At 67.8% G+C, this 19,662-nt stretch carries 16 protein-coding genes and 1 pseudogene; 10 read left to right on the top strand and 7 right to left on the bottom strand.

The genetic code is table 11. The annotated features are described in order from the left end of the window. Positions 1-8: 8 nt before the first annotated feature. Positions 9-1,229 (top strand): annotated as a pseudogene (locus tag AB0H61_RS09540) (helix-turn-helix domain-containing protein); the annotation flags it as partial. Positions 1,230-1,275: 46 nt separating this feature from the next. On the opposite strand, the gene AB0H61_RS09535 reads toward AB0H61_RS09540, so the two are convergent. Further along, positions 1,276-2,001, bottom strand: a complete 726-nt coding sequence (locus AB0H61_RS09535) for a uracil-DNA glycosylase (protein WP_357301093.1) — start codon at positions 1,999-2,001, stop codon at positions 1,276-1,278. A 327-nt stretch (positions 2,002-2,328) separates the two neighbouring features. Here AB0H61_RS09535 and AB0H61_RS09530 point away from each other — a divergent pair, with 327 nt between their 5' ends. Both AB0H61_RS09530 and AB0H61_RS09525 read left to right on the top strand, forming a co-directional pair. Next, complete coding sequence (locus AB0H61_RS09530) at positions 2,329-4,788, top strand: ATP-dependent Clp protease ATP-binding subunit (protein ID WP_357301090.1); 2,460 nt, start codon at positions 2,329-2,331, stop codon at positions 4,786-4,788. Positions 4,789-4,944: 156 nt separating this feature from the next. Next, positions 4,945-5,595: an LUD domain-containing protein gene (locus AB0H61_RS09525; protein ID WP_357301087.1), complete on the top strand. Its 651-nt coding sequence runs from the start codon at positions 4,945-4,947 to the stop codon at positions 5,593-5,595. Between the two features lie 6 nt (positions 5,596-5,601). On the opposite strand, the gene AB0H61_RS09520 is transcribed toward AB0H61_RS09525, so the two are convergent. From AB0H61_RS09520 to AB0H61_RS09505, 4 genes are all read right to left on the bottom strand, one after another. After that, positions 5,602-6,840, bottom strand: a complete 1,239-nt coding sequence (locus AB0H61_RS09520) for a prolyl oligopeptidase family serine peptidase (protein WP_357301084.1) — start codon at positions 6,838-6,840, stop codon at positions 5,602-5,604. A 101-nt stretch (positions 6,841-6,941) separates the two neighbouring features. Beyond that, positions 6,942-8,675: a thiamine pyrophosphate-dependent enzyme gene (locus tag AB0H61_RS09515; RefSeq protein ID WP_357301081.1), complete on the bottom strand. Its 1,734-nt coding sequence runs from the start codon at positions 8,673-8,675 to the stop codon at positions 6,942-6,944. Between the two features lie 334 nt (positions 8,676-9,009). Beyond that, the gene (locus AB0H61_RS09510; protein WP_357301323.1) at positions 9,010-10,755 is read right to left on the bottom strand and encodes a GAF domain-containing sensor histidine kinase; all 1,746 of its coding nucleotides are present in this window, start codon (positions 10,753-10,755) and stop codon (positions 9,010-9,012) included. Positions 10,756-10,784: 29 nt separating this feature from the next. Continuing rightward, positions 10,785-11,432: a response regulator transcription factor gene (locus AB0H61_RS09505; RefSeq protein WP_357301078.1), complete on the bottom strand. Its 648-nt coding sequence runs from the start codon at positions 11,430-11,432 to the stop codon at positions 10,785-10,787. 142 nt (positions 11,433-11,574) lie between these two features. Between AB0H61_RS09505 and sulP the strand changes: the two genes are divergently transcribed. The 4 genes from sulP to AB0H61_RS09485 all read left to right on the top strand — a co-directional run bounded on the left by sulP (position 11,575) and on the right by AB0H61_RS09485 (position 15,680). Next, the gene (sulP, locus tag AB0H61_RS09500; protein WP_357301076.1) at positions 11,575-13,281 is read left to right on the top strand and encodes a sulfate permease; all 1,707 of its coding nucleotides are present in this window, start codon (positions 11,575-11,577) and stop codon (positions 13,279-13,281) included. Positions 13,282-13,385: 104 nt separating this feature from the next. Next, complete coding sequence (locus AB0H61_RS09495; protein ID WP_357301074.1) at positions 13,386-14,285, top strand: universal stress protein; 900 nt, start codon at positions 13,386-13,388, stop codon at positions 14,283-14,285. A 184-nt stretch (positions 14,286-14,469) separates the two neighbouring features. Further along, on the top strand, positions 14,470-15,240 hold the full coding sequence (locus AB0H61_RS09490) for a hypothetical protein (RefSeq protein ID WP_357301321.1): 771 nt from the start codon (positions 14,470-14,472) through the stop codon (positions 15,238-15,240). Beyond that, positions 15,237-15,680, top strand: a complete 444-nt coding sequence (locus AB0H61_RS09485) for a pyridoxamine 5'-phosphate oxidase family protein (protein ID WP_357301072.1) — start codon at positions 15,237-15,239, stop codon at positions 15,678-15,680. Before AB0H61_RS09490 ends, AB0H61_RS09485 begins: the two co-directional genes overlap by 4 nt. An 86-nt stretch (positions 15,681-15,766) precedes the next feature. Here AB0H61_RS09485 and AB0H61_RS09480 read toward each other — a convergent pair whose 3' ends face one another. After that, positions 15,767-16,756 (bottom strand): nitroreductase family protein, encoded by a 990-nt coding sequence (locus AB0H61_RS09480; RefSeq protein ID WP_357301071.1) that lies wholly within the window; start codon positions 16,754-16,756, stop codon positions 15,767-15,769. A gap of 92 nt (positions 16,757-16,848) precedes the next feature. Beyond that, the gene (locus AB0H61_RS09475) at positions 16,849-17,460 is read right to left on the bottom strand and encodes a QsdR family transcriptional regulator (RefSeq protein ID WP_357301069.1); all 612 of its coding nucleotides are present in this window, start codon (positions 17,458-17,460) and stop codon (positions 16,849-16,851) included. A 191-nt stretch (positions 17,461-17,651) separates the two neighbouring features. Between AB0H61_RS09475 and fabG the strand changes: the two genes are divergently transcribed. The 3 genes from fabG (at position 17,652) to AB0H61_RS09460 (ending at position 19,497) form a co-directional block, all read left to right on the top strand. Next, complete coding sequence (fabG, locus tag AB0H61_RS09470) at positions 17,652-18,407, top strand: 3-oxoacyl-ACP reductase FabG (RefSeq protein WP_357301068.1); 756 nt, start codon at positions 17,652-17,654, stop codon at positions 18,405-18,407. 16 nt (positions 18,408-18,423) lie between these two features. Beyond that, positions 18,424-18,876, top strand: coding sequence for a MaoC family dehydratase (locus AB0H61_RS09465; RefSeq protein WP_357301066.1), 453 nt, complete (start codon positions 18,424-18,426; stop codon positions 18,874-18,876). A gap of 186 nt (positions 18,877-19,062) precedes the next feature. Beyond that, positions 19,063-19,497, top strand: a complete 435-nt coding sequence (locus AB0H61_RS09460; protein WP_357301064.1) for a hypothetical protein — start codon at positions 19,063-19,065, stop codon at positions 19,495-19,497. Positions 19,498-19,662 lie beyond the last annotated feature (165 nt).

Here is a 19,662-nt window from a genome sequence, read left to right as displayed (position 1 = left end):
TGAGCTCGGAACTACTCGCCACCGATACCGACCTGTTCGGATTGGCCCAACTGGTTGCCCAGCACGCGGGCGGCATGGTCTCCATCGAGGACCCCGGATCGCATGTGCTGGCGTATTCGGCCTCCGGTGAGGCGGCCGACCCGCTGCGCATCCGGTCCATCCTCGGCCGCGAAGGACCCAGCGACTATCTGCGGGTGCTGAGGGAATGGGGTGTATTCGACCGGCTGCGCCGCACCGACGAGGTGATCGATGTGCCCGCGCATCCGGAACTGGATATCAAACGCAGGCTGGTGGTGAGTATCCGCCAGCAGGCCGAGGGCCGCGGCACACCGCGCCTACTCGGTTCGATCTGGTTGCAGCAGGGCGACCGTCCGTTCAAACCGGATGCGGCGCAGGTGCTGCGCGGCGCGTCCGCGATCGCCGCGCGCATCATCTCCCGGATCCTGGACGCGCCGTCCACCGAGGCGCTGCTGATCCAGCGGCTCTTCGGCGCCCGTGGTGACGGCGTCGATGTGCCCTCCGTCGCCAGCGCATTGAATATTCCGGTATCGGGCCCGGCCGCTGTGCTCGGTTTCGCGCTGACGGATATGCCCGCGGGTAATGACAATTCGAGCCTCGCCAGCGTGATCCGGTTGCACGCCAGCTCCTTTCGCCGCGATTCGGTGACCATGGTGCTGGGCGAGCGGATCTATATCCTGCTGCCCGGTTACCGGTCCGAGCGCGCGGTCACCGCGTGGACGCGCCAGCTTGTCGACCAGCTGGAAAGCAAACGGTCCGTAAAGCTTCGGGCCGCGATCGCGGTGCCGGTGCCCGATCTGGGCGGCGTCGCCGCGGCCCGCACCGAGGTCGACCGGGTGCTGGACAGCACCGCCGCGACCTTCCCGAAGGGGCGGGTGACCACATTGGCCGAATCGCGTACCGCGGTGCTGCTCGGCGAGATTCTCGACCTGTTGCGCGCCCGCCCGGAGCTGCACGATCCCCGTCTCCAGGCCCTGTTCGACTACGACCGCGGGCATTCGGCGAATCTGCGCGAGAGCGTCGAGATATATCTGCGCGAACACGGTGATGTGCGCAGCGCGGCCGCGACGCTACAGGTGCATCCGAATACCTTGCGCTATCGGATCCGTCGGGTAGAGGAGATCACCGGCATCGGGCTGACCGATCCGGCGGACCGGCTGTTGCTCGAGCTCCAGCTCGCGCTGCACCGGCGTGGTGCGGGCAGGGTCTGACGCCGACCGGGGTGGGCGTCAGACCCGCGTGCGCGCTGTCCGGCGCTCAACGATGCGGACGCGGCTCGATTCCGGCTGCGGTCGCCGCGGCGGCGAGCACCTCCTCGAGCATGGCGGGCGTCAGTCTGCCGGTGAAGGTGTTTTGCTGGCTGACGTGGTACGAGCCGAATACGTGTAGCGGCTCACGATCGTCGCGTGCGGGGGTGAGCAGTAGGTGCGCGCCGTGGCCGAACTTCGGGCGTGGTCGCGGCACGATCCAGCCGGCTTCGGCGAGCGCGGGCATCAGCGCCTGCCAACCCCAGCCGCCGAGGACGACGATGGCGCGCAATGTGGGTGCCAGCAACCTCAGTTCGGTTTCCAGCCAGTGCCGGCAGCGGTCGCGCTCATCGGGTGTCGGCTTATTGCCGGGCGGCGCGCAGTGCACCGGCGCGGTGACGCGCGCACCGAGGAGCCGCAGGCCGTCGTCCCGGTGCACGGCCGTCGGCTGATTGGTCAATCCCACCGCGTACATGGCGGCGTAGAGCACGTCGCCGCTGCGGTCACCGGTGAACATGCGCCCGGTGCGATTCCCGCCGTGCGCGGCCGGAGCCAGCCCGACCACCAGCAGTCGGGCGTCATCCGGTCCGTAGCCGGGAACCGGTCGACCCCAATAGATTTCGTCCCGGAATGCGGCCCGCTTCTCGCGCGCGACCTGCTCGCGCCATGCCACCAGCCGCGGGCATGCGCGGCATTCGGACACCGCGGCGTCCAGTTCGGCGAGGGTGCGGCACACGGGCGGGTCAGCTCCCGGTCGGCGCGGGTGCGCGGCGGTTTCTTATTGTCACTGTTGCAGCGTATGACGAGATCGAAACAATGGCCGGGCGCCCCTGGATATCGAACCGATCACGGTCCACCGCGGGCGGATCAAGATCGAACCGACTGGTTGCGACGCCGTATCGCGCGGCGGTACGTTGCGTGAGTGGCCCGAGTCGAACTCCGGCCGGGTGGCGAACGCGTACGCAACCGAGAAGTCCGTTGGTGCTGAGATGTCGAAAATTTGCTCGGCGCCGTCCGTGATCCCGTGCGCGCCGACCGGCGGCGCCGATGGAGCGAGGTGGACATGACCCACGCTTGGCCCAGTTCGATGAATTCCTTCGACGACATCTTCCAGCGCTTCTTCGGTCCGGGTCTCGCGGCGAAACCGCCGGTTCAGCGGATCGACCTCGGCCGGCTGATGACCGACAACGCCAAGCTGCTGATCGGTTCCGCGCGCGAGGCGGCCCTGGACTGGGGCAACCCCGAGGTGACCCCGGAACATCTGCTCTACGCGGCGACCGAGGCCGAGCCGGGACGTAGCATCCTCGCCGAACTCGGGCACGACCCGGACAAGATCGCCGAGCAGATGCGGACCGTCTCCGATACCGGCCTGGCGGTGGAGCCCGCCGACGAGCCGCTCACGTTGAGCCCGGCCGCGAAACTCGCTCTGCGCGCCGCCCAGCGCGCCGCGGCAGAGGCGGGCAGCAGTTACATCGGGCCGGAGCACATCCTGCTCGGTGTGGCCTCGAACCACGACAGCCCGGCCGCCCAGGTATTGCTGTTCGGTGGCAAGAAACAGGTCGGGGCGGGCCGGGCACAGAACGAGACGCCGACGCTCGACGAGTACGGCCGCGATCTGACGGCCGAGGCGCGGGCCGGAAAGGTGGACCCGGTGGTCGGCCGGGCCGAGGAAATCGAGCAGACGGTCGAGATCCTGTCGCGGCGGCGTAAGAACAATCCGGTGCTGATCGGTGACCCCGGTGTCGGCAAGACCGCGATCGTGGAGGGTTTGGCGCAGCGCATCGTCAACGGTGATGTGCCGAGCACGCTCGCCGAGCGCCGGGTGGTCGCGCTGGACGTGGGTTCACTGGTGGCGGGCAGCAAGTATCGCGGCGAGTTCGAGGAGCGGCTGACCAAGATCCTCGACGAGGTGCGGGCGCACTCGGACGACCTGATCATCTTCATCGACGAATTGCACACCATCGTCGGAGCGGGCGCCGGTTCCGAGGGTTCGATGGACGCGGGCAACCTGCTCAAACCGGCACTGGCCCGCGGTGATCTGCACGCGGTGGGGGCGACAACCATCGATGAATACCGCAAACATGTCGAGAAGGACGCGGCGTTGGAGCGGCGCTTCCAGCCGGTGCTGGTGCGGGAGCCCTCGGTGCTCGACACCATCGAGATCCTGCGTGGACTCGCCGACAACTACGAGGAGCACCACCAGGTGCGCTACACCGACGAGGCGCTGATCGCTGCCGCGGAACTCTCCGACCGCTACGTCACCGACCGCTTCATGCCGGATAAGGCGATCGATCTGATCGATCAGGCGGGCGCCAGGGTTCGACTGCGTACCAAGACGCCGAATCCGGATCTGCGCTCCAAGGAGGAGCGACTCTCATGGCTGGGGCGGGAGAAGGACGCGGCCGTCGCGGCCGAGGACTACGAGAAAGCGACGGCGCTCAAGACCGAGATCGCTGAACTCGAGGCGTCGATCAACGAGCTCGAGACCGAGGAGCCCCCGGAGGTCACCGCCACCGATATCGCCGAGGTGGTGTCGCGGCATACCGGTATTCCGGTCGCCGACCTCACCGTCGAGGAGCGCGAGCGGCTGCTGAAACTCGAAGAGGCGCTGCATAAGCGGGTCGTCGGACAGGACGAGGCGATCGTCGCGGTCGCGGAGGCGGTGCGCCGGGCGCGGGCCGGGCTGAAGGACCCGAAGCGGCCCATCGGATCGTTCCTGTTCCTCGGCCCCACCGGCGTCGGCAAGACCGAGCTGGCAAAGGCCCTGGCGGAGGCTGTCTTCGGTGACGAGGATCGGCTGATCCGGTTCGATATGAGCGAATTCCAGGAGAAGCACACGGTATCGCGACTGGTCGGCGCCCCGCCCGGATATGTCGGTTACGAGGATGCCGCGCAGCTGACCGATAAGGTGCGCCGCCAGCCGTATTCGGTGATCCTGTTCGACGAGATCGAGAAGGCGCACCCGGACGTCTTCAATGTATTGTTGCAGTTGCTCGACGACGGCCGGGTCACCGACGCCCGTGGCCGCACCGTCGATTTCAAGAACACCATCGTCATTCTCACCAGCAATATCGGGTCCGATCTGATCCTGTCCGCGCCTGAGGACGATCCGGACGCGATCACCGATCGGTTGATGGAGCGGTTGCGCGCGCATTTCCGCCCGGAATTCCTGAACCGGATCGACGACACCATCATCTTCCACCGGCTCGACCACGAGCAGATCCACAACATCGTCGATCTGGTACTGGACAGCACCCGACGGCTGCTGCGCGCCCAGGATATCGATCTCGATATCACCGATCCCGCCGTCGACTGGCTGGCCGACCACGGCTACCAGCCCGAGTACGGTGCCCGCCCGCTGCGCCGAACGGTCCAGAAGGAGTTGGACAACAAGTTGTCCCGGTTATTGCTCGACGGTGCGCTGACATCCGGTGACACGGTGCGCGTCGACGCCGACAAGACCGGGTTGGAACTGGAGGCCGTGCACCACGACGGCGCACGGTCCGCCGAAGCCTCGGTGTGATCCGGCCGTGCGTCCCTTCAGCCGGAATCGCCGATGTGCGCTACGATCGCGAATCTATCGTGGAGCAACTGGTGGGTGCAGCGGAAACCGCTGGGGGAGTTGTGCATTGGTCGAGAGCATCGGCGCCGTTCGCACTGTCGGGAACGGCGGGCGGCGATGAATTCACGCGAGGAATTGCTGCGCCGGATCCGGGACGCGTTGATCGAGCTGCCCGATGACGAACGTCTGGTCCCGATGTCACGAGCACACCGGCGACACCCGTCGGACCCCTCCTCCGGCGACCGGACCGCCCTGGTCGACCTGTTCGCCGAACGCCTGAAACACTATGGTGCGCAGGTGTATCACCTGATCGAGCCGGATATTCCGGAGACCGTGCGCACCGTCTTGGACCTGTACGGCGCGAGTTCGGTGGTGGCGCCACAGGGATTGCCCGGCGACTGGCTGCGGGCATGGGCGGCCGAGGAAGAGCACCACGTCATCGACGACAGTCCGTTCCTGCCGCCGGGTGAGCTGGCGAGCGCCGATGCCGTGATCACGACCTGTGCCGCCGCGGTCGCCGATTCCGGCGTCATCGTCCTGGACGGCAGCGCGGGCCAGGGGCGGCGGGCGCCCACCCTGGCCCCCGATTGTCACCTCTGCGTCGTCCGCACCGAACAGGTCGGATCGACGCTGCTCGAGGTCATCGACCGGCTCGACCACCGACGCCAGATCACCTGGTTCAGCGGGCCGACGGCGGGCGTGGATATCGATGCCGACGCCCCGGACCGGCATATCCCGCGCCGGCTCATCGTGTTGATCGTCGACTGAGTCCGCCTACCGCCCGAAGCGTGCGTTGGTCCAGGTGAATACGTCCCGGTAGGAGGCATCCAGGACGGCGCGGTGGTCGACGCCCGGATAGGTGCGGTAGTCGACGGGCTGGGCGGTGAGACGCATCTCGGCGACCATGGCGTCGGTCGCGGCCGGCGGGACGGTCGTATCGCCGCCGCCCTGCAGGACCAGCAACGGCGGGCCGAATCGGAGGTGGCCGGGGTCGTTGTCGTAGAGAACACGGCTGAACGGGCCGGTGTCGCCAGTGGCGGTGAAGACAGTGCCCGCGGGCAGGCCGCCCCATTCGTCCGGGGACCGTAGCTGGCCGATACAGCCGTTGTCGGCCGTCGGCAGCAGGCCGAGCGCCCGCGGGGTCAGGAAGCGGGCCGGGTCGATCTCGGCGACCGTCTGGGCGCCGCGAATCAGCAAGGGGAGGAAAGCCGTTGCGTTGTCGGTAAAGGTGGCGGCGGCGGACGCGACACCGGCGGCGGTGCTGATCCGGGCCAATTCGACGACGAGGGCGGTGTGCGAGGCGGGTGCCAGCGCGACCGAACCGAGCAACTGGAGTCGCGGGGCCCACTGCTGAGCCTGGGCCGCGGTGAAGATCGCGGCCTGACCGCCCTGGGAGTGGCCCACCGCCACCCAGCGGGTGCCGATCGAAGGGTCGAGTTCGCGGGCCGCGAGGGCGATATCGGTGACGGCGCGTTGTTCGGCGGCGCCGATCAGATAACCGTGCGGGCCGGGCGTACCCAAACCCTGGTAGTCGGTCTGGGCGACGGCGTAGCCCGCGGCGATCCAGCGCGCCTGCACCTCGCGGACCAGCGCGGTGTAGTCGTGTGCGGGGTAGTCGGGACCGGTGTCGCGGGAGGGTGCGCACATATCGGCGACGCCGGTGGTGCCGTGCGCCCAGGAGATGAGCGGCCAACCGTCTTCGGGCGGGGAGGTGGCCGGCACCGCCACGGTGCCGGATACGGCGATCGGTCGCCCCTGGACGTCGACGGAGCGGTAGAGCACCAATTGATTGCGCGCTCCGGGCAAGCCTGGGTCGCCGGTAAGCGTGCGGGTCCAGATCAGCGAACCGTGCGGCCCGGGGATGCGGTCCTCGGGCGCGGTATAGAAGCCGAGGCCCTCGGGTACGGAGTGGTCGGCGATGGCGACCGCCGGAACAGCGGTCAGCGCCGCCGCCGCGATCAGCAGTGCCGAGCCGAGGCGCCGGCGACGGTTGATGTGGTTCCGGGCGGTCACGGGGTTCTCCTTCGCGGACGGGCTGTGCGGTGCGTCGCGCGGCCGGTGCCGGTGGACCGGCTGTGGCCGCGCGGCATCGGCTGGGCGCGATCGCGCCGCGGTCACAGCAGTCGGACGTTGTGGGCCGCTGTCTCCAGCACGTCGTCGAAGTGCCCGTCCAGGGTCTGTTTGGCCAGGCTGAGGGTGAATCCGGTGGCGGTCTTGGCGGGGATGTGACCGGGCATCGCCAGCGCGTACTTGTCGACGAGTACGTCGAGTACGACCGGTCCGCCCCGGTGGGCCAGCGCCTCTCGCACCGCGGTCCGCAACTCGACGGGGTCCTCTACGCGAATTCCCTTGGCGCCCATGGCCTCGGCGACCCGGCTGAAATCCGGATTCTGGAACTCGGTGCCGTAGGGGACCAGCCCGGCCTCCTGCTGTTCGATATTGACGAAGTCGAGCATGCTGTTGTTCAGCACCACGTGCACGACCGGAACCTCTCGCTGCACCTCGGTCAGCAGGTCGCCGAGCCCCAACATGGTGAATCCGCCGTCGCCGCAGAGAGCGATGGTCTGCCTACCGGGGAAGGCCAGTTGTGCACCGAACGCATTGGGGGAGGCGTTGGCCATGGACGCCCACGAAAACGACCCGAACAGACGACGTTTCGGCCCGTAGTGGATGTGCCGGGCCGCCCAGATCACGGCGGTGCCGGTATCGGCGAAGAACAGTGCGTCGTCGGCGGCCTCCTCGTCGAGAATCGTGGCCAGGTACTCCGGCCGGATCGGGGTGAGTTCGGGCCCCTTGGTCACGTAGTGCCGCATCCGTGCGATGGAGCGCTCGGTCTCGCGCACGCACTTGCCGAGAAACCGTTCGCTGGTCTTGGGTTCGACCAATGGCAGTAGCGCTTCGACGGTGGCGCCGACATCGCCGATGACACCCAGTTCGATCGGAATTCGCCTGCCGAGGTGGCGGGCATTGCGATCTACTTGGATGATCTTGACCTTGCGGTGCGGCAGGAAGTTCGCGAACGGGAAGTCGGTGCCGAGCATGAGCAGGACATCGCAGTGATTGACGGCCTCCCAACAGCCGCCGTACCCGATCAGGCCGGTCATTCCGACCGCATTGGGGTTGCCGTGTTCGAGCCACTGCTTACCCTTGAGTGAATATCCCACCGGTGCACGCAGTTTCGTCGCGAGCGCGCGAACTTCCGGGCCCGCGTCGGCGCAGCCGTCACCGCCGAATATGGCGATCTTGGCGCCCGCATTGATCAGCTCGGCCATCGCGCTGATATCGTCCGGTGCGGCCGGACCCACCATGGTGGATGGAATCGGTACGCGCAGGGAGACTTTCGGCGCGTCCTGCATCGCGACGTCACCCGGCAACGCGATGACCGTCGGGCCGTGCTCGGCGAGCGCGACGGTGATCGCACTGCTCACCACGTGATGCAGCTGCGCCGCATTGCCGATGCGGCCGATGTAGAGCGCGGCGGTATCGAAGAATTTGTACGGGTTGAGCTCCTCGACCGTATTGCTGTCCAGCACAGCCGTTTCGCTGTCGCCCGCGATAGCGATGATCGGTGCGCCCTCCTTGCGGGCGTCGAGCAGACCGTTGATCAGGTGCGCGACCCCGGGGCCCGCGGTACCGCAGACGGCGACCGGCCGCCCGGTCAGGCAGGCTTCGGCGACGGCGGCGAAGACGCCGTACTCCTCGTGGCGGACATGCACGAAGTCGATCTCCCCGTTCCGGTGCATGGAGGCGATCACCGGATTCAGGGCGTCGCCGACGATGCCGTAGCACCTTCGCACGCCCGCGGAGACGAGCATTTCCCACATACCGTCGGCGACGTTCTTTGCCATCGTTACTCCTCGTGAGTCGTTCGGGTGGTAGATCACGTGGTGGTTCAGGCATGGGAAGCAGGGTCGGGAGCAGAGGAGACCCATCGGTCGGATACTACCGCGCGGCCCCGGAGCGGCGATCGTTTCCGCCGGTCGCAACCGCGCCACAGAGCTTGTACAGCTACTTTGAAGCTAATCTATGACGCCGCCTCCATCGGCATCCCGAGCTCTCGAACCGCGAGTCGGCTACCGCTCAGCTCATTGCTGATCACCGGCGTTCGGTGGGCCTGGACGAGGTGCGTAGCGGGATCGCCGGGCACGGCGCGGTCGGGGCGGCAACGGTTTGCTCGTAAGCTCAGGTCAACGGCACCGACCAGCGCAATACCGAACCGCCCTCGGAGCCGGATTCGATACCGAAGGTGCCGCCCGCCTGCTCGGCGCGCGCGGCCAGATTGGCCAGACCGCTGCGGCGAGCCGGATTGCCGGGCAGGCCGACTCCGTTATCGGTCACCTCGATGGTGACGTCGTCGCGTACCAGCAGCAGCACCGATACCTGGGTCGCCGACGCGTGCCGGACCACATTGCTGACCGCCTCGCGCAATACCGCCTCGACATCGTCGAACAGCTCCGGGCTCAACACGGAGACAGGACCCGCCAGCCGGACGGTGGTGCGTAGTTCGCTGTCCGCGGTCATCTCCGCGATCACTTCGTGCAGCTGCTTACGCAGACGCGGGGTATCGGCGGAGGTGCTGCTGTGCAGATCGAAGATCGAATGCCGGATGTCCTGCACGACCGACTGGATGTCGTCGATGGTGTCACTGAGCCGGGCCCGTACCTCCGGGCTGTGCGCCCGCTGCACGGTGCCCTGCAACGAGAGTCCGACCGCGAAGAGCCGCTGGATGACGTGATCGTGCAGATCGCGGGCGATCCGGTCACGTTCGGAGAGCACATCGAGTTCGCGCGCCTGCCGCTGCGTATGCGCCAGTTGCAGTGCCAGTGCCGCCTGATCCGCGAAGGCGGCCATCATCGTCTGCCCGGCGGTGTCCAGTGGCGGCGCTTCGGCGGGACGCACGATGGTGAGGACGCCGATCACCGAGTGGTCCGCCCGCAGCGGCAGCACCAGTGCGGGGCCGTATGCGCCGGGGGAGTCGAACAGCGGTGTGTGGGCGAGTTTGTCGGCGGCCACCAGTTCGCCGCTGCGGAACGCTTCGCCCGCATCCGAATCGGAGACCGAAATGCGTTGTCCGGTGAGGATGTCCGATTCGACACCGGCGGCGGCGACCAGCATCAGCTCGGTCACCTCCTGCTGGGGGAGGTCGGGGTCTTCGGGCAGGGCGAGGAATGTGCAGGCGGCTCGGGTGAGGGTCAGTGACCGGTCGACCACGAGTTCGAGGACCTCGCCGGGTTCACCACCGGCGAGTAGTTCGGTGGCGACATCCCGGGTCGCCTCCAGCCACTGCTGGCGGACCCGGGACTGTTCGTAGAGCCGGGCGTTCGCGATCGCGATGCCCGCCGCGGCGGCCAGTGCCTGCACGACCACCTCGTCGTCCTCGGTGAATTCCAGGCCGTCCGCCTTCTCGGTCAGATAGAGATTGCCGAAAACCTCGTCGCCGACCTTCACCGGAACGCCGAGGAAGGTGCTCATCGGCGGGTGGTGGGCGGGGAAGCCGACCGAGGAGGGATGTGTCGAAAGGTCCGCCAGGCGAATGGGTTTCGGTTGTTCGATGAGCAGGCCGAGTACTCCGTGGCCGCGCGGCAGGTCGCCGATCAGCACCCGGGTCCGGTCGTCGATGCCCTCGTAGACGAATTCGGACAGTTGCTGGGAGGCCGGGTCGGTCTCCCGGACGCCTAGCGCGCCGTAGCCCGCGTCGACCAGTTCGATGGCGGTGTGCACGATGGAGCGCAGCGTATTGTCCAGATCCAGACCGGCGGTGACCACGAGCATCGCCTCGATCAGGCGATCCATCTGGTCACGGACGCCGACGATTTCGGAGATCCGGTCCTGCACCTGACCGAGGAGTTCACGCAGGCGCAACTGGGCCAGGGTCTCGATCACCTGTGGCCGGTCGGTCGAACCGGCATCGGGCGACTGGTCTTCCATGGCTGTCATTCTGGCATCGTGCGCACGGCTCAGGTCTTCCTCGTCGGCGCGTCGAGTTTCGTGGCGAGTACGGCGGCCTGGGTCCGACGTTCGACGCCGAGTTTGGTCAGAAGCCGGGATACGTAGTTCTTCACCGTCTTCTCGGCCAGGAACATGCGGCCCGCGATCTGCCGGTTCGTCAGGCCCTCGCCGAGCAGGCCGAGCAGGATGCGTTCCTGTTCGGTCAGGCCCGCCGTCGGTCCGGCCTCGGCCTCGGCCTCCGCGCGCAGCTTCGACATGAGCGCGGCCGCGGCCCGGTTATCGAGCAGCGATTCACCCGCGCCGACGGCACGAATGGCCTCGACGAGTTCGAGTGTGCCGATGTCCTTGACCACGTAGCCGCTGGCTCCGGCCAGGATGGCGTCGAGCATGGCCTGCTCGTCGGTGAAGGAGGTCAGAATCAGGCAGCGCAATGCGGGATGCCGGGACAGCAACTCGCGGCACAGCTCGATTCCGTTGCCGTCGGGCAGGCGCACATCCAATACGACCACGTCGGGCCGTAGAGCCGGAATACGGGCCAAGGCATGTGCCACGGTGCCGGCCTCGCCGACCACTTCGAGGTCGGACTCGATATTGATCAGTTCACCGACACCACGCCGGACGATCGCGTGGTCGTCGACCAAGAACACCGTGGTCATGGGCGCGACTCCTTTCGACGCTATTTCTCAGCCTACGGACGTGCGGGGCCGGACGCGCCGGAGTAGGACCCTCGACCGGTGACCGAAGCCTCTTGACACCGGAATGCCGTCGCGTGACGGCGTGACGCGCGATGCTGGAGTGGTGCCTGCACGGTTCCCGCCCGGTCTCCGGCAATTCCAGGGCTATCGGCGCGAGTGGTGGCGGCTGGATTCGCTCGCCGGAATCACCGTGGCCGCCTATCTGGTGCCCCAGGTGATGGCCTATGCGACCGTCGCGGGTCTGCCGCCGGTGGTCGGCCTGTGGGCGGTGTTGGGGCCGCTGGCGATATACACGCTGCTCGGTACTTCGCGGCAGCTGTCGGTGGGACCCGAGTCGACGACCGCGTTGATGACCGCCGTCGCACTCGCGCCGTTGGCGGTCGGCGATCCGGATCGGTACGCCGCGCTGGCGGCGGTTCTGGCTCTGCTGGTGGGGCTGTTATGTCTGGTGGGCGCGATCGCCAGGCTCGGGATGCTCGCGGACCTGCTGTCGAAGCCGGTGCTCGTCGGCTATCTGGCGGGTACCGCCGGAATCATGATCGTCGGGCAACTCGGCAAGGTGACCGGTGTTTCGGTGAGCGGGGAGACCATTCCGGCGCAACTGCGCTCGCTCACGACGAATATCGAACAATGGCATTGGCCGACGGCGCTGCTGGCCGCGTGCGTGCTGGCCGGATTGCTGCTGCTGGCCTGGCGGGCTCCGCGGCTGCCGGGGCCGCTGCTCGCCGTGCTGCTGGCGACCGTCGTGGTCGCGGTGTTCTCACTGGGTCGCTACGGCATCGAGGTGGTCGGATCCGTTCCGACGGGGCTGCCGGTGCCCGGTTTCTCCGGTGTGGCGGCGGCCGATATGGCGCAATTGATCCTGCCCGCGATCGGCATCGCCGTGGTCGGGTTCTCCGATAACGCGCTCACCGGCCGCGCCTTCGCGGCCAAGCACGGGCGCGAGGTATCGGCCAATACCGAACTCGCGGCGCTCGGCGCCACCAACCTCGCGGCCGGTGTCATGCACGGATTTCCGGTCAGCTGTAGCGGCAGCCGCACCTCTATCGCGGACGCCACGGGTGCGCGCACCCAGTTGTATTCCGTTGTCGCACTGGGCGCGGTGATCGTCGTGCTGCTCGGTGCGCGCGAGATCCTGGCCGGATTTCCGACCGCGGCGCTCGGTGCGCTGGTGATATACGCGGCGCTGCGGCTGGTCGACGTGCCCGAATTCCGTCGGATCGCGCGCTTCCGGCGCAGCGAGGTGGTGCTTGCGCTGGGCACCGTCGTGGCGGTGCTGGGACTGGGGGTGCTCTACGGCGTACTCGTGGCGGTCGCGCTGTCGATCTTCGACCTGCTGCGCCGGGTGGCGCGGGCCCACGACGCGATTCAGGGTTTCGTCCCCGGACTCGCGGGCATGCACGACGTGGACGACTATCCGGCCGCCCAATCGGTTCCGGGACTGGTGGTCTACCGGTACGACGCACCGCTGTGCTTCGCCAACGCGGAGGACTTCCGCAAGCGTGCCTATGCGGCCGTGGAGCGGAGCGGCGGTGCGGACGCGGTGCGCTGGTTCGTACTCAATGCCGAGGCGAATGTGGAGGTCGATCTCACCGCGCTGGACGCGGTCGAACAATTACGCGCGGACCTCACGTCGCGGGGCATCGTATTCGCCATGGCGCGGGTGAAGCAGGACCTGCGTGCGGATCTGGACGCCGCCGGTCTGACTTCCAGGATCGGCGCCGGACACCTGTACCCGACGCTACCGACCGCGGTCGAGGCGTTCTCGGCGGAGGACAAGAGGAGGCCACTGGACCCAGGGACCGGATGACCTTCGTCCCTGCCCGTGCGCGCGGCGACGCGGGATGCTCGGAAGGGGCGGTGTTTCGACCTACCCTCGTGCCCAGCAATGGGACGCACCCGAAAGGAATGAGCATGGCCGATTCGACTGCACCCTCCGCACCGCTCGACGCGCCGATCGTGGCGGCCGTCGACGGCTCGTCGAGCTCGTATCATGCGGTGGCGTGGGCGGCGGTCGACGCCGCTCTGCACCGCTGCCGACTGCACCTGATCACCTCGGTAGCGATCCCGACCGGTTTCGGCCGTGGCATCACGCTGCCCGACGCGGAGATCGAATGGTTGCGCACCGACGGTGAGCGCGTGGTGACCGAGGCGACTCGGGTGGCCCGGCAGGCCGCGCCCGATGACGACCTGGAGATCAGCACCGAAGTCACCTTCGACTTCATCATCCCGACGCTGCTGGCCCGGTCCGAGCAGGCGCGGCTGGTGGCGGTCGGCAGCCGGGGGCTCGGCGCGTTCCAGCGCGGACTGCTCGGCTCGGTCAGCACCGCGGTCCCTCGGCACGCGCACTGCCCGGTCGCGGTCATCCACTCGCTGTCGGCCATCGACGCCGTGTCGGCGAGTAAGCCGGTATTGGTCGGCATCGACGGCAGCGACAACAGCGTGCCCGCCACCGAGGTCGCGTTCGAGGAGGCATCCCGGCGCAAGGTCGGCCTGGTCGCCTTGCACGCGTGGAGCGACACCAGCACCATCGAATTGCCGGTGGCGGGCTGGGACGGGGTGCGGGAATCGGAGCAGGCCGTACTCGCCGAGAGCCTGGCGGGCTGGAGCGAGCGCTACCCGGATGTTCCGGCGCGCCGGATCGTGGTGTCGGACCGGCCCGTTCGCGCACTCTACGACGAGTCGGCGAACGCCCAGCTGCTCGTTGTCGGCAGCCACGGCCGCGGCGGGTTCGCGGGTATGGTGCTCGGTTCCACCAGCAATGCGCTGCTGCATTCGGTGGAGTGCCCGATGATCGTGGTCCGCTGTCGCTGAGCCGGTTCCGCCCGCCGCGCCGGTATGGGGACTTAGGTCCCTTCGATCGGTGTCCCGCGACCCGTTCGCGCGCGCCGCTGCTTTGCGAAGGTGAAAACACCAACGAATACAGCAGACGTGGAGCAGCGGTCGACCACGCATGTCGCGGTCGAATCGGCAGATCTGGAGAAGCGGGTTGTCCGAGATGGAAATCGCCGAAGTGCGGCCTACCGCAACGAATGCGCACTGTGAACTCATCACTCGAGGCGCGGTGCGGGACCTGGAGGTCGAGCGCACGCTGCGCTCGGTCGGCCGGGTGCTGCGCTATCACCACATCGACGCGACGGCCCGGGTGCGGCTGACCGCAGCGCGGGATTCCAGCGGTTCGATGGTGGCACAGGTGAATACCCGATTCGGGGAGTCGCCGATCAGAGTGCAGGTCGAGGGGCCGAGCGGATTCGTTGCGGCATTCGTGGCCGAACGCCTGGACCGCCAGATCGCTCGAATATCCACCGGTGACGCCGCGCGGATCTGGCCGGACCCGGCGCGACCGCCGCTGGCCTCGGTCACCGACCGGCGACCGATTGTGCGCCGCAAACATTGTGGGCTGCATCGGAACAGCACGACGGTCGCGGTGCGGGTGATGGATGCGATGGACTACGACGCGCATCTGTACACCGATGCCCAGACCGGCGAGGACGTCGCCGTCTATTGGGCGGGCCCGCGCGGAGTGCGGTTGGCGCGTCAGCGTCGCATCGACCCGCCGCGGACCTCGAACGCTGTGCTGCTCACCATGAATCCCCGTCCCGCGCCGCTGCTCACCGAGACCGAGGCGGCCGACCGGTTGTGCCGGTACGGACTGCCGTTCCTGTTCTTCACCGACCCGGGCGACCGGCGGGGCCGATTGCTGTATCGACGCTACGACGGCGATCTGACGCTGGTCCTGCCTGCCGGAACCGGAGGTGGTGCCCCGTGATCGAGGACCTATCGATCGACGACCCCCGCCGCGCGGTCTTCGAATTGAACCGAACCGAAGCGTTGCGATTACTTGCCGCTACGCCCGTGGGCCGAGTGGTGTTCACCCGCAATGCATTACCGGCCATCAGACCGGTCAATCACCTGGTGGAGCCGGACGGCCTCATTATCGTGCGCACGCGGCTCACCGACCGGCTCACCACCGCCGTGCGCGGCAATTCGAGCGTGGTGGTGGCCTACGAGGCCGACGAGATCGACCCGGTGCGCCGGATCGGATGGTCGGTGGTGGTCACCGGGGTCGCGCGTCCGGTGACCGACCCGAAGCGCGTCGCGAAATACGAAGAACTGCTGCGGCCCTGGGTCGACAAGGTCATGGATACCGTCATCGCGATCGAACCCACCATCGTCAGCGGCATCAGACTCGTCGAGAAGGACGGGTAGGCAACATCGTTGGTCGTGACCTGACGCAAGCGCCCGGGCACTGAATCCCACCGGGGCGGTGGCGATGCGGCCGCCCCGGTTCGGCATCAGCCCCGTTCGTCGGCGAGGATATCGGTGAGCGGGCGGCGCGGCGTCGGCGGAAGGTCGTCCGCGTCCGCGGGGGCCGTGCCGACACGGACGACGACCTGCGGCACGCCCGGGCGTTCGAGCATCTCTTGGATGACCTTACGGCTCGCGGGCAACTCCGTGATGTGGGTCATCGCGCAGGTTGCCAGTCCGGCCACGGTGCATTCGAGCAGCAGCGCAGAGAGCGCCTCGCCGGTATGCAGCCACTGCAACATCGAATCGCTGGGAGTGCTGAGCACCAGCAGGCGCGCATGGTCGTCGAGATCGTCGCGACGCGCCGAATGCGGCGCGGACGGGAAGGTTCGCCCGACCGGGACCCTGGCGACCTCGGCATCGGAGATCAGCGCATTCGACGGAACCCCCTCCGGAACTCCGGAATGTCCTGCCCACCAGTGCAATTCGGTCTGGTATTCCATATCGTAGCGACGTATCGCGGTGGCCTGCTCGGATGCGGCGGCGAGTCGGCTCCCGGCCGAATCATCGAGCGAATCGAGTTCGAGATCGTGTGGATGCACCAGCATGCGCGCGGCGTGCACCAGCTCCGACCAGCCCTCGGGGGCGAGCATCGGCAGCCGGTCGGTGCGCCGCCGCTCGATGGCGCCGGCCCGATCTCGCACGCCCTGCGGCGGATCGGGCCACGGTCGGAAGGTGAGGGTCGCGAGCAGGTCGGGCCGCTCGGGTTCGGGTAGCCGCACCGTGTCGGTGTGCCAGCCCTGTGCGGCGAAGGCGGTGCGCACATGGTGCAGCATGGTGCCGCAGCTGATCACCTGCTGTCGGCCGAGCGGATCCGTCGCCGCCAGCAGCCGGTCGGTATCGCGGAACAGCCGGAGCTGGGTGTCATCGCATCTCCACCGCCACGGCTGGGTGTTGTGGACCGACGGTGCCCGGCTCGCGAGACGCATGGCCGCCAGCACCGTCGGATTATCGGGGAATAGGTTGCTGTCGGTCATATCTTCGATTCTTGTCCCGTGCGGCCCCTACGCATACAGGACTTTCGCCTGTTTTCTCGGGGCTATGGTCCCCCGCGGTGCGGCGATGCCGGTCAGTCGGCGTGCGGTGCGATGCCGAGTAGCAACGCCACCACCTGGCGCAGCCGGTCGACATCGCCGCGGATGCCCGCCGCGCGATCGTTGAAGATGAACGCCTCACCGAGGCGGACCAGGGCGTAGGCGAGCAGCGAGCGTTCCAGGGGCGGCTGGTAGCCGTCCTCGTGTTCGGCGCGGGCGATGAGCTCTTCTACCGCGGCAATGGCTTTCGGCTGGATCGGGCCATCGCTCGCGGTGAGGATGCGCAGCCCGGAGATGGGCTCGTGCTCGAAGTAGCGACGGAACGGTACGTTATCGGATTCCCACCGGGCGACGCGGTCGAAGACCTCGAGAATCCGTTCCGCGCCGCTGGAGCGTCGCTTGGCGTCGGCGCGTTCGACCATGCGTTCGTACTCCTGTACCAGCATGGCGCCGAGCAGGCCGTCACGGGAACCGAACCATCGGTAGATGGAGGCGCGGCTGAGCCCGAGTTCGGCCGCGATCGCCTGCACGTCGACGCGTTCACCCGCGAGGAACGCGCGACGGGTGAGGTCGAGGACCTGCTCCCTCGTCGCGGAGGCCGGCCGTCCGGGGGAGCGGGTGGACGTACGCCGCTGGGGGGTGCTCACCGCGGGAATAGTACAGCTCCGAGTCCATGTATCGAACGATGCCCGCACGGTCTGTCCGATGTCGCGTATGCGCGAGTGCTCGAACGCCGACCTCGGGATTCGGTCGTTCGCGCGACTTTTCGTTAGAGACGCATCGGCTTCGATGTATTTTATGGGTGTCGGCTCGACCACCTACACCGTCAGGAGTCCCCATGAGTGACACCCGTACCGCCATCGTCACCGGAGCCGCGCGCGGCATCGGTGCCGCCACTGCGCGCAAACTCGCCGCGGACGGATTCGCCGTCGCGGTGCTCGATCTGGACGAAGCGGCCGGTAAGCCGGTGGTCGCCGAAATCGAAGCGGCGGGTGGCAGAGCGCTGGCGGTCGGCGTCGACGTCTCCGACGAGCAGTCCGTCGAGGCCGCCGTGCGGCGCGTCGCGGACGAACTGGGCGCACCCACGGTGCTGGTCAACAACGCAGGCATCACCCGCGACAACCTGCTGTTCAAAATGACCGTCGCGGACTGGGATTCGGTCATGGGCGTGCACCTGCGCGGTTCGTTTCTGATGAGCCGGGCGGCGCAGAAGTTCATGACGGAAGCGAAATGGGGCCGCATCGTCAACCTGTCGAGCACCTCGGCGCTGGGCAACCGCGGCCAGGCCAACTACTCGGCCGCCAAGGCGGGCCTACAGGGCTTCACCAAGACCCTCGCGATCGAGTTGGGCAAATTCGGGGTGACCGTCAACGCCATCGCACCCGGTTTCATCGAAACCGATATGACACACGCGACGGCGGAACGAATGGGCGTGAGCTTCGAGCAGTTCCGGGAGGGCGCGGCCAAGCAGATCCCGGTCGGGCGGATCGGCCAGCCGTCGGATATCGCGAATACCGTGTCGTTCCTGGTGAGCGAGGGCGCCGGATTCATCTCCGGTCAGGTCGTCTACGTCGCGGGCGGGCCGACCGACTGAGAGCGGGGATACGGATATGCGAGTATTCAACGGTCTTGCCGAGCTCGAGCAGGCGGTCGGCACTCACCTCGGGTACAGCGAATGGCACACCATCACCCAGGAGCAGGTGAATACTTTCGCCGACGCTACCGGCGACCACCAGTGGATCCACGTCGATCCCGAGCGGGCCGCGCACGGGCCGTTCGGCACCACCATCGCACACGGCTACCTGACACTGTCGTTGCTGCCGATGCTGGTCGCTCATGTGTATCGGGTGGACGGACTGAAGATGGGCATCAACTACGGCTGCAACAAGGTTCGGTTCCCGGCAGCGGTGCCGGTCGGTAGCCGGGTGCGGGCGGGCGTGGAGTTGGTCGCCCTCGAGCCGATCGCCGCGGGCACCCAGGTCATTGCCAGGGTGATCATCGAAATCGAGGGCGGCAGCAAGCCCGCCTGCGTGGCCGAGCCGCTGTCGGTGCTGGTGGCCTGAGTTCCGGAGGTCGGACTTGCCCACGCGAACCGTGGTTCGCGCGCGCCCGTAGCCGATACGATCAGATCCGGACGCTTTGTCCAGACAGGGCTTCCGGGACGATTCGCGTGCGATCGGATACCGGGAGTGCGCGGACCAGATATGCGTCGGCGCGGGCACGGGCCGCCGCGGGACGAGGACCGAATCATGGGGTATCGCACCAACCGGACAGGGATCGCCCGCTCGCCGATCGCCCGGCGGGCGGGCGCGGTCGCCACTATCACGGCGGCCTGCGCCGTCCTGCTGGACCCACCGACCGCCGCGGCCACGGTCACCAGAATCGCGGTTCTACCGGATATCAACTTCGGCGTGCACACCAATTACGGCACTGGCTGCAGCTACACCGTCGAGGCATTCCTGAGCGACGCCGTCGGCTCGGTGCACTTCTACGACAACGGCATTCCGCTGGCCACCGTCGCCCCCTCGGGCGGGGTCGCGCTTGCGACCTGGGTGCCCGCCACACCGGGCAAGCACACCATCAGCGCCGGCCAAGCCCCCGACGGCCACCCCACCGCCAGCGTCGATATCCGCGTCGGCTCCGGCGTCCACCTCGGCTACAGCTGCCTGGTCCTCGGCGGCTGAGCCGCATTAAACGGTCGCGGCATCTCGCCGGATCGGGCGGCGCGGTCATCCATCGACCACCTTCCCCGCGCTGACCGGGGGTCCACTATCCGGACCTCCGGTACGTCTGCGCAACCGACTGTCGCGGCTCTACAGTTGAGCGACAGGAGCACGGGGAGCGCCTTC

This window comes from Nocardia sp. NPDC050710, assembly GCF_040654375.1.
GTDB lineage: Bacteria > Actinomycetota > Actinomycetes > Mycobacteriales > Mycobacteriaceae > Nocardia.
Note: the sequence above shows the minus strand (reverse complement) of the source record. Positions and strands in the feature narration are given on the sequence as shown.

Coding starts and splice junctions, on each gene's coding strand:
- AB0H61_RS09510 (WP_357301323.1), bottom strand. CDS start 10,755: ATGGAAGACCAGTCGCCCGATGCCGGTTCGACCGACCGGCCACAGGTG.
- fabG (WP_357301068.1), top strand. CDS start 17,652: ATGAGTGACACCCGTACCGCCATCGTCACCGGAGCCGCGCGCGGCATC.
- AB0H61_RS09460 (WP_357301064.1), top strand. CDS start 19,063: ATGGGGTATCGCACCAACCGGACAGGGATCGCCCGCTCGCCGATCGCC.
- AB0H61_RS09505 (WP_357301078.1), bottom strand. CDS start 11,432: ATGACCACGGTGTTCTTGGTCGACGACCACGCGATCGTCCGGCGTGGT.
- AB0H61_RS09530 (WP_357301090.1), top strand. CDS start 2,329: ATGACCCACGCTTGGCCCAGTTCGATGAATTCCTTCGACGACATCTTC.
- AB0H61_RS09515 (WP_357301081.1), bottom strand. CDS start 8,675: ATGGCAAAGAACGTCGCCGACGGTATGTGGGAAATGCTCGTCTCCGCG.
- AB0H61_RS09525 (WP_357301087.1), top strand. CDS start 4,945: ATGAATTCACGCGAGGAATTGCTGCGCCGGATCCGGGACGCGTTGATC.
- AB0H61_RS09490 (WP_357301321.1), top strand. CDS start 14,470: ATGGAAATCGCCGAAGTGCGGCCTACCGCAACGAATGCGCACTGTGAA.
- AB0H61_RS09495 (WP_357301074.1), top strand. CDS start 13,386: ATGGCCGATTCGACTGCACCCTCCGCACCGCTCGACGCGCCGATCGTG.
- AB0H61_RS09480 (WP_357301071.1), bottom strand. CDS start 16,756: ATGACCGACAGCAACCTATTCCCCGATAATCCGACGGTGCTGGCGGCC.
- AB0H61_RS09465 (WP_357301066.1), top strand. CDS start 18,424: ATGCGAGTATTCAACGGTCTTGCCGAGCTCGAGCAGGCGGTCGGCACT.